The sequence below is a fragment of the Pseudomonas fluorescens genome (assembly GCF_003732425.1).
Classification (GTDB): Bacteria; Pseudomonadota; Gammaproteobacteria; order Pseudomonadales; family Pseudomonadaceae; genus Aquipseudomonas; species Aquipseudomonas fluorescens_BE.
Genome location: NZ_MOBX01000004.1, coordinates 161,398 through 170,153, shown reverse-complemented (window position 1 = coordinate 170,153; position 8,756 = coordinate 161,398). Strand labels below are relative to the sequence as shown.

Here is an 8,756-nt window from a genome sequence, read left to right as displayed (position 1 = left end):
CGAAACCCCAATTGCGAAAGCAGTTGGGGTTTTGTTTTGTCCGCAGGAAAGTTTTTTGCTCACGACAGCGAACAAATTTGCACAGTTATTTTCGAATCAGAACACTAGAATAGCCTCATCTTATTCGGAGCCAGAGCCTTTATGTCAGAGTCGGTTGACGCCCCCAGGCTGTCAGATTTACCGCTGGAAGACTTGGTGGCCTGTCATGAGTGCGACCTGCTAATGCGCAAGCCACAACTTGCCCATGGCGAGAAAGCCCTCTGCCCACGCTGCGGTTACGAGTTGTACGCCCACCGCCATAACGTGGTGCAGCGCAGCCTCGCCTTGGTGATCGCAGCATTATTACTGTATATCCCGGCAAACTTTTTACCCATCATCCAACTCAATATCCTCGGGCAGTCTTCGCAGGATACGGTCTGGAGTGGCGTGCTCGGTTTGTTCAACACCGACATGCAGGGCGTTTCGGTCGTTGTATTCCTGTGCAGCATGGCCATACCGCTGCTCAAGTTGCTGTGCCAGTTATTCGTGTTGATGACGATCCGTTTCGATATCGGCCGCAGTTACGGTTTGTTGCTCTATCGCATTTATCACCACCTCAAAGATTGGGGAATGCTTGAGGTCTACCTCATGGGCGTACTGGTGGCGATCGTCAAACTGGCGGACATGGCGGCCATCACCGTTGGCCTTGGCCTGGCATGTTTCATTGGTTTGTTGTTGGTCCAGGTCTGGCTGGAAGTGGTGATGTCGCCACATCAGATCTGGCAGGCGTTATCAGGAGAAGACGCTCATGCGGGCGATTGATGCAGGCATTCTGATCTGTACCGAATGCCACGAACTGAACAGGCAGGAAGCGGACACCGACGAGCAAACCTGCACCCGCTGCGGTGCAGTGGTCCACGCTCGCAGGCCGAACAGCCTCACTCGCACTTGGGCACTGCTGATCACCGCGGCGATTATCTATATCCCGGCCAATGTCTTGCCGATCATGACTGTCAGTTCTTTGGGTCAAGGTGATCCGAGTACGATCATGTCCGGCGTGATCCAGTTGGTGCAGCACGGCATGATCCCGATTGCGGCCGTGGTGTTTATCGCCAGTATTCTGGTGCCTACCTTCAAACTGGTGGGCATCGCGCTGCTGCTGTTTTCGGTGCAACGACGTCAGCCGTTATCCGCCCGTCAACGCATCTGGATGTACCGTTTTATCGAGTTCATTGGCCGCTGGTCGATGCTCGATATTTTTGTGATCGCCATTCTCGTGGCGGTCGTCAACTTCGGCCGGCTTGCCAGTGTCGAAGCCAATCTTGGCGCCATCGCCTTCGCCAGTGTGGTGATTCTGACGATGCTCGCCGCAGTAACTTTCGATCCCCGACTGATTTGGGATAACACGGAGTCGGACGACGACCATGACTGATTTGCCCGTAGCGAAAACCCGACCGGCCTCGAACTGGTCTGCCATTTGGGTACTGCCTCTGATCGCGCTGATCATCGGTGGCTGGCTCGGCTGGCGTGCCTACTCCGAAACCGGTATCGAAATCCAGGTTCGCTTCGAGAGTGGCGAAGGCATCCAGGCCAACAAGACCGAGGTCATGTACAAAGGCATGCCGGTCGGTAAGGTCAAGGCGCTCAAGCTCGACGACGAAGGCAACTCCAAAGGCGTGATCGCCACTGTCGAGATGAACAAAGACGTCGAGCAATACCTCAAGACCAGCACGCGTTTCTGGCTGGTCAAACCGAGTGTGACCCTGGCCGGCATCACCGGTCTGGAAACCCTGGTTTCGGGTAACTACGTCGCTATCAGCCCCGGCGAAGGCGAACCGACACGCAAGTTCAAGGCGTTGGCCGAAGAGCCGCCGCTGTCGGACGCCAAACCTGGTCTGCACCTGACCATCAAGGCGGATCGTCTAGGTTCGCTGAACCGTGGCAGCCCGGTGTTCTACAAACAGATAAAGGTTGGCCAGATCAAAAGCTACGTGCTGTCGGAAGATCAAAGCACCGTTGAGCTCAAAGTCTTCATTGAGCCGACCTACGCCAAACTGGTGCGTAAACACACGCGTTTCTGGAATGCCAGCGGCATCAGCATCGACGCCAACCTGTCCGGCGTGAAAGTACGCAGCGAATCGCTGGCCAGCATTGTCGCGGGCGGTATTGCCTTCGCCACGCCGGAGAACCGCAAGGACAGCCCGCCGACTGATCCAAGTCTGCCGTTCCGTCTCTACGAAGACTTCGATGCTGCTGCGGCCGGGATTCGCGTGAAGGTCAAACTCAGCGACTTTGAAGGCCTGCAGGCTGGCCGCACACCGGTGATGTACAAAGGCATTCAGGTCGGCAACCTGAAAGCGCTGAAGGTCGATCCGGATCTGAACAGCGCCACCGCCGAGCTGACCCTTGATCCATTGGCGGAAGACTACCTGGTCGATGGCACGCAGTTCTGGGTGGTCAAGCCATCGATTTCCCTAGCGGGCATTACCGGTCTGGAAGCCTTGGTAAAAGGTAACTACATCGCCGTGCGTCCGGGTGACAAGGGCGCTGCGCCGAAACGCGAGTTCGAGGCACGGCCGAAAGCGCCGCCGCTGGATCTGCGTTCGCCGGGCTTGCACCTGGTGTTGTTCACCGACACGCTCGGTTCGATCGATGTCGGCAGTCCGATTCTGTACAAACAGGTCAAGGTCGGTTCGGTGCAGAGCTATCAGTTCTCCAAGACCCGCAAGCAATTGGTGATCGGCGTTCACATCGAGAAGGAATACGAAAACCTGGTCAACGCCTCGACGCGCTTCTGGAACGTCAGTGGTGTCACGCTGACCGGCGGTTTGACCGGCGGGATTCAAGTGAAGAGTGAGTCCCTGCAAACCCTGATGGCCGGCGGTATCGCTTTCGAAACACCGCAAGCCAAGGCACCGCTGCAGAAACGCATTCCGCGGTTCCGTCTGTTCGCCAGCCACGATGACGCCAATCAGAAGGGCGCTGTGGTCACGATCAAAGTTGATCGCGCCGACGGCCTGCGCAGCGGCACACCGGTTCGCTTCAAAGGGCTGGATGTCGGCAAGATCGAAAGTGTCGACCTGACCGATGATCTGCAGTCGGTGATCCTCACGGCACGCATCACCGAAGTGCCGGAGAAGATCGCCCGGGTCGGCAGTCAGTTCTGGGTGGTCAAACCAGAGTTGGGCCTGATCAAGACAGAGAATCTGGAAACCCTGGTGACCGGAAAATACATCGAAGTGCAACCGGCGGCGAAGAACCTCGGCCCACAGAAGAACTTTGTTGCCTTGGCCAATGCGCCGGAAGTGACCAAGCAAGAAGCGGGTTTGAGTCTGGTCTTGAGCGCGGCCCGTCGTGGTTCGCTAAAACCTGGTGTGCCGGTGACTTACCGCGAAATTACCGTGGGTAAAGTCACCGGGTATGAACTGGGGCAGACCGCTGATCGAGTGTTGGTGCACATTCTGATCGAGCCGAAGTATGCGCCGTTGGTGCGCAGCGGCAGCCGGTTCTGGAACACCAGTGGTGTCGGGTTTGATATCGGTTTGTTCAACGGGCTGACGGTGCGCACCGAGTCGCTGGAGACAGCGATTCAGGGCGGGATTGCTTTCGCTACGCCGGATGGCGAGCGCATGGGTAATCCGGCACGTGCGGAGCAGACGTTCCCGCTGTTCGACAAGTTTGAGGATGAGTGGCTGACGTGGGCGCCGAAGATTTCACTCGGTAAGTAATCTGAGGTTTGTGTGGCGTCTATCAAGACGCCTTCGCGAGCAGGCTCACTCCTACAGGGGAACGCATTCCAACTGTAGGAGTGAGCCTGCTCGCGATAGGGCCCGCAAAATCAGCACAAATCCCAAGCCATAAAAAAGGGCCGCGATCCCAGCAGATCGCGGCCCTTTTTATTGCCGTCAGTTAATACCGATCAAACCGCATCCAGCTCCGGCTCATCCGCTTCAACGTTCAGCGTCGCCTTCACCACATCATGGCGGCGGATGTACTTCCAGTCCGCCTCATCAATGTAGATCCCCGCCGGGCCGCTGCCGCCTTCCAGGTCGATCGCGACACTGGCGCAGACCTGCGGCTTCACACTCGCCAGAATCGGCACGAAGCCCAGTTGCAGACTGGTTTCCAGCAACGCGGCCTGGTTCTTCTCATCGATATCCGCCGCCTCATCGAGGTAATACGGCAGACGTACGCGACCGGCCAGATCGCGATCCATCAAGTGCAGCAACAAATACATGTTGGTCAGCGCCTTGATGGTCATGGTCGTACCGTTGGACGCCGCGCCGTCGATGTCGGTGTGAATCACCGGTTGGCCGTTGACCTTGGTGATCTCGAACGCCAGCTCAAACAAGTCCTTGAGACCGAGCTGGTTGTGGTTTGCCGCCACCAGCCGCGCCAGGTATTCCTTGGCCTCTTCGTTCTTGTTGTCCTGCTCGGCGCTCTGGCTCAGGTCGAACACCGACAGGGTTTCGCCTTCTTCGTACTGACCGGCGCTGTGGATGATCTGGTCGATGTGCTTGAGGGCTTCCTTGTTCGGCGCAAGAACGATGCGGAAGCTCTGCAGGTTGGACACCTGACGCTTGTTGATCTCGCGGTTGAACAGCGCCAGTTGATGCTCGAGGCTGTCGTAGTCGCTGCGAATGTTTCGCAGGGTCCGGGCGATGTCGGTGACCGCCGCACGACGCGCCTTGCCCAGCGTCAGCGCTTCATCGGTACGGTGCGCGTAAGCGTTGATCAGCAACGACAGGCGGCGTTCCATATCGTCTTCGCTGTCGAACTTGGCCACGCCTTTCAGACGCACCTGCGCGTACAGCGCTTCGATCTGGCCGTCGGCGCGCAGCAGGCCCTGCCAGCTGTCCTGATAGTCGTTGAGCAGCGGCAGCAGGTTGTCCATGGAATCGTCGACCGGATCCATGAACGGCGTACCGAACGGCAGGTCTGCCGGCAGCAACTGGCGACGGCGTAACGCGTCGTCGAGGGTGCGTTGCTTGGCTTCCATGTCGGCGATCTGGCGGCCGACCAGTTGCAGCTTGGCCGACAGTTGCTGGACGCGCTCGGTGAAGGCATCGCTGGAGCGCTTGAGTTCGTCCTGCGCGGCTTCCATCTGCGCCAGTTGTTCGAGCTTGTCGCCTTCTTCGGCGCTCAGGGTCTGGGTGCGGCGGAAGTCTTCCAGCGCCTTCTGTGCGTCCAGAACCTGCTGGTACAGCGCTTCGGTCTGGGTCTTGCTCGCGGCGCGGTCAGCGGCCACGGCTTGTTGGGTTTTCAGCTGCTTGAGCTCTTTTTCCAGACGCTCTTTCTGATCGCGCAGTGCAGCGCGGTCAGCCAGTGCTTGCAGGGCCGGCGGCTCGATGTGCGAGATGTCGATGGACAGACCCGGCACTTCGAAGCGCTCGCCTTTGAAGCCATCGAGAATCAGTTCAACCGATTTGACCCACTCGCCATCGTCGTCGAGGGTGATGCCGTGCTCGCCCAGCGGCAGGCTGAACAGCGCGCTGTTGAACAGGCGCATCAAACGCTCGACGTCCTGTTGCGAGAACTCTTCGCGCAGGCGGGCGTAGCTGTTGTTGTCGGCGTGATCGAGTTGCTGCTTCACCGACTTCAGGCGTTTTTCCAGATCGCGCACGCGCTCTTCCAGATCTTCAGCGCTGAACTGGCGCGATTGCGCCAAAGCACCGGCCAGTTCGTCGTGAGCGTCTTTGGCGGCGAGCAGTTGTTGCTCCAGCACTTTGACGTCATCGACCAAAGCAAAGCGGTTCTTCAGCACCGACAACTCGCCGAGCCAGCGCTGGATGCCGGAAATCTCCCGCTCCAGACGCATCAACTCCTGCGTGCCGCCGCGCTGATCGTTTTGCAGACTGTCCTGCTCGCCACGGTAATGGTCGGCCTGAATCGTCAGTTCTTCTTTGCGCGCACTGGCGTAGTCCGACCAGGTGCCGAGCAACGAATCGAGCAGCGGCGACAGGCGATGCAATTTGCCGCGCAGCACGTCGCGCTGTTTCACGCCGTTGGCCAAGGCCTCAACCAACGGGCCGGCAGCGACCAGCGAGTTATAGTCCTGTTCCATCCGGCGCACGTCGCGGAAAGCTTCTTCGCACGCGGCGATGTAATCGACGCTGCCGGAACGCAGGCTGTGCTCGAAGGCGTCGAGGAACAACTGCTTCAACTTGGCCGCGGTGATTTCGCGCATGTGCAGCAGGTTGATGAACAGCGCGCGGAAGGTCTTCAGGCTCTGCTCGCTGGTGGAGCGCAGCGGGATCAGCGTCAGGTCGAGCGGGATCGACGTGTGGCCGCCGACCAGCAAGCGACGCAGTTCGTCCGGCTTGAGTTCGTAGGCTTTCAGGCCTTCTTTCTCAAGGTTGCTGAACAGCTCTTTCTGACGCAGGCAGGTGTCGTTCTTCTGGTAGTGCGCCAGGTCGAGTTTACCGGCGTAAGCAAAGAACTGGTGACCGAAACCACCGCCCGGGCCGCGACCGACCACGCCGATCACGTGCGGGCCGTGGGGCAGGTTCACTTCGACGAGGATGTAGCTGGTGTCGGAAGCGAAGTAGAAACGCCGCGATTGTTCCAGGCTGTACTTGCCGAAACTCATGTCCGACATGCGCGCCAGAATCGGGAACTGCAAGGCGTTGATCGACGCCGATTTCCCGAGGTTGTTCGCGCCGTAAACCGACAACGGTTCTTCCAGCGGGAACAGGCCGAGGCTGTAACCGGCGGTGTTCAAAAGGGCAAAGCGGCGGATGCCGTAGCGTTCCTGGCTCATGCGTCGGACTCCTGTTCTTCGGCAATGGCGCGGGCCAGTGCGTCTTCTTCGCTTTCCTCTTCAAATTCGGAAAGATCGAGCGGATCGTCGGTTTCGAGGAATTTGGCTTCCGCCGCTTCGTCGATCAACACCGGTGCCGGCAGTGGCAAGACGCTGTGCACGCTGGCCGCCAGATCGCGGTCCTGCTGCACCGACAGGCACACGTCGAGGAAGCGGTGCATCGGCGGCAGGAAGCGGTACACGCCGTTTTCTTCGCTGGCAAAACCGAGTTGAGTCATGCGGCGCATGATCTTTTCTTCGAGTTCTTCAACGGTCTGCACTTCGGCCTGAATGAACAGGTCGCGGTATTTCTCCAGCAGCGATGGCAACTCTTCGCGGCCGAGGCTGCCGCCATCAAGCACGGCAATCGGGTCGCGGCCCTGATCGGCCAGGTGCTCGACGAGGATGAAGGTGAACAGCGCCAGACGCTGGGCGGTCTTGTTCACCGCCGCAGCGGCCATGTCCGGCACAAAGTAGTAGAAACCACGGGTATCGCAGACCAGTTCAAAGCCCAGCGCCTTGAACAGCGTGCGATACTGATCCTGGAAGTTCGACAGTTGCGCGTACAGCTCCGGGTCGCGGCGGCTGACGTGGTAACCCTTGAACAGCTCGCGGAAGATCGGCGCGAGTTGCGACAGTTCGGAAAGATCAAGATGCATTGGGGATGCTCGCAGAATCCTCGGCGGCGGTGTCGCTGGCCGAGAGCAGGGCGAAGGAGCGCAGGCTGACCTGATGCTCGTGAGTGTGGTATTCGCGGCGTTCCAGACGCTCGCGCTTGAAGCGTTTTTCCCGCGACAGACGCGAGAACCAGTAGAGCAATTCGTCGGTGGCGCCGTCCGGCTCCTGCTCCAGCAGCCAGGTCATCAGATCCGGCATCGGCAAGGCTTCTTCGCAACGGTCGACCATCTCGCGCACGGTGCGTGGTGCGCGTGGGGCTTCGCCTTTCTGCGTTTTGTGCGCCTTGGGGAACCGCGCCGGTTTCGGCTCGAAACGCGCCAACGCATAGACGTAGGCTTCGACCTGACTGGCGCTGCCGAGGAAGGTACTTTGCGGCCGGGTGAACAGCGGCATCGCGGCTTGCGGCACGGCGTCGATGCCTTTACGCCGAATGGCGGCCAGGGCCAACGCGGCGCCACGGGTCACGGCGTTGTGCCGGCGCGCTTCTTCTCGCAATGGCAGCAGCAGTTCGCGAGCATGACGCAAGGTCAGTTGGGCGCTGGTCTGCATTTCGAGGATGCGCGCGTGGGTGCGCAACAGCATGTCGTCATCGACCAGATGGCCGAGGCGCTGCTGTTCGCTGAGCATCTTCAGCAACACCGTTTCGACCTTGCGCACGCCTTGTTCGAAGGCGCCGTCGGCGTTCACCAGATCGATCATCGGCTCGACGTATTCGTCCCACGTCGCCAGTACCTCGGCGTAACGCTGACGCAATGGAATCTGCCGATCGCTGGTCTTCGCGCGCTCGGCGACGGCGACCAGGGCCTGTTCGTCGTTATCGAGCTTCTTCAGCACGTCGCGCACGCGCATGTCGAGCAGGCGCAACTGGCGGGCGAGGTCGTGGCCATCGCGGACTTCGAACGCGTCCTGGATGTAACCGGCCAGACGTTCGAGGTGACGCAGATAGGCTTCGATCTCCAGGCACAGGCCCAGTCGGTGCTCGCGACGCAGGTAAGCGAGAAAATCGTGGATCTGTGCGTTCAGCTCGAAACGGTTCGGGCTTTTCGCCACCGGAATCAGGATATCGAGGCGAATCCACACGTCGAGCAGGCTGGTGATGTCCTGCGGCGTGCTGTCCAGTTGTTGGGCGGCCAGTTGCGAGCGCAGTTCGTTGAGGCTCAATGTGCCTTGGTCGAAGTGCTCACACAGTGGCTCAAGCAGTGCCCAGTGTTCAGCGAGGGCGCGCAAGACGCGCTTGGGTTCGATCATCGGAATGCCCGGCTGGTTGGCAATGAAAAGCGGCGATTGTACTGCATCACGA

At 59.5% G+C, this 8,756-nt stretch carries 6 protein-coding genes; 3 read left to right on the top strand and 3 right to left on the bottom strand.

The genetic code is table 11. The annotated features are described in order from the left end of the window. The first annotated feature begins 141 nt into the window (after positions 1-141). From BK670_RS07855 to BK670_RS07845, 3 genes are read left to right on the top strand one after another with little or no spacing between them, the layout of a single operon-like run. The gene (locus BK670_RS07855; RefSeq protein ID WP_123449313.1) at positions 142-801 is read left to right on the top strand and encodes a paraquat-inducible protein A; all 660 of its coding nucleotides are present in this window, start codon (positions 142-144) and stop codon (positions 799-801) included. Continuing rightward, positions 788-1,411: a paraquat-inducible protein A gene (locus BK670_RS07850; protein ID WP_123449312.1), complete on the top strand. Its 624-nt coding sequence runs from the start codon at positions 788-790 to the stop codon at positions 1,409-1,411. Before BK670_RS07855 ends, BK670_RS07850 begins: the two co-directional genes overlap by 14 nt. After that, positions 1,404-3,707 carry a PqiB family protein gene (locus tag BK670_RS07845; protein ID WP_123449311.1) on the top strand — a complete coding sequence of 768 codons (2,304 nt, stop codon included), beginning with the start codon at positions 1,404-1,406 and terminating at the stop codon, positions 3,705-3,707. The genes BK670_RS07850 and BK670_RS07845 overlap by 8 nt, the downstream gene beginning before the upstream one ends. Positions 3,708-3,898: 191 nt before the next feature. Here BK670_RS07845 and mksF read toward each other — a convergent pair whose 3' ends face one another. From mksF to mksB, 3 genes are read right to left on the bottom strand one after another with little or no spacing between them, the layout of a single operon-like run. Next, the gene (gene mksF / locus BK670_RS07840; RefSeq protein ID WP_123449310.1) at positions 3,899-6,739 is read right to left on the bottom strand and encodes an Mks condensin complex protein MksF; all 2,841 of its coding nucleotides are present in this window, start codon (positions 6,737-6,739) and stop codon (positions 3,899-3,901) included. Then, on the bottom strand, positions 6,736-7,437 hold the full coding sequence (gene mksE, locus BK670_RS07835) for an Mks condensin complex protein MksE (protein ID WP_007912968.1): 702 nt from the start codon (positions 7,435-7,437) through the stop codon (positions 6,736-6,738). The genes mksF and mksE overlap by 4 nt, the downstream gene beginning before the upstream one ends. Further along, complete coding sequence (gene mksB, locus BK670_RS07830; RefSeq protein WP_185036743.1) at positions 7,427-8,704, bottom strand: Mks condensin complex protein MksB; 1,278 nt, start codon at positions 8,702-8,704, stop codon at positions 7,427-7,429. Before mksB ends, mksE begins: the two co-directional genes overlap by 11 nt. Between the last annotated feature and the right edge of the window lie 52 nt (positions 8,705-8,756).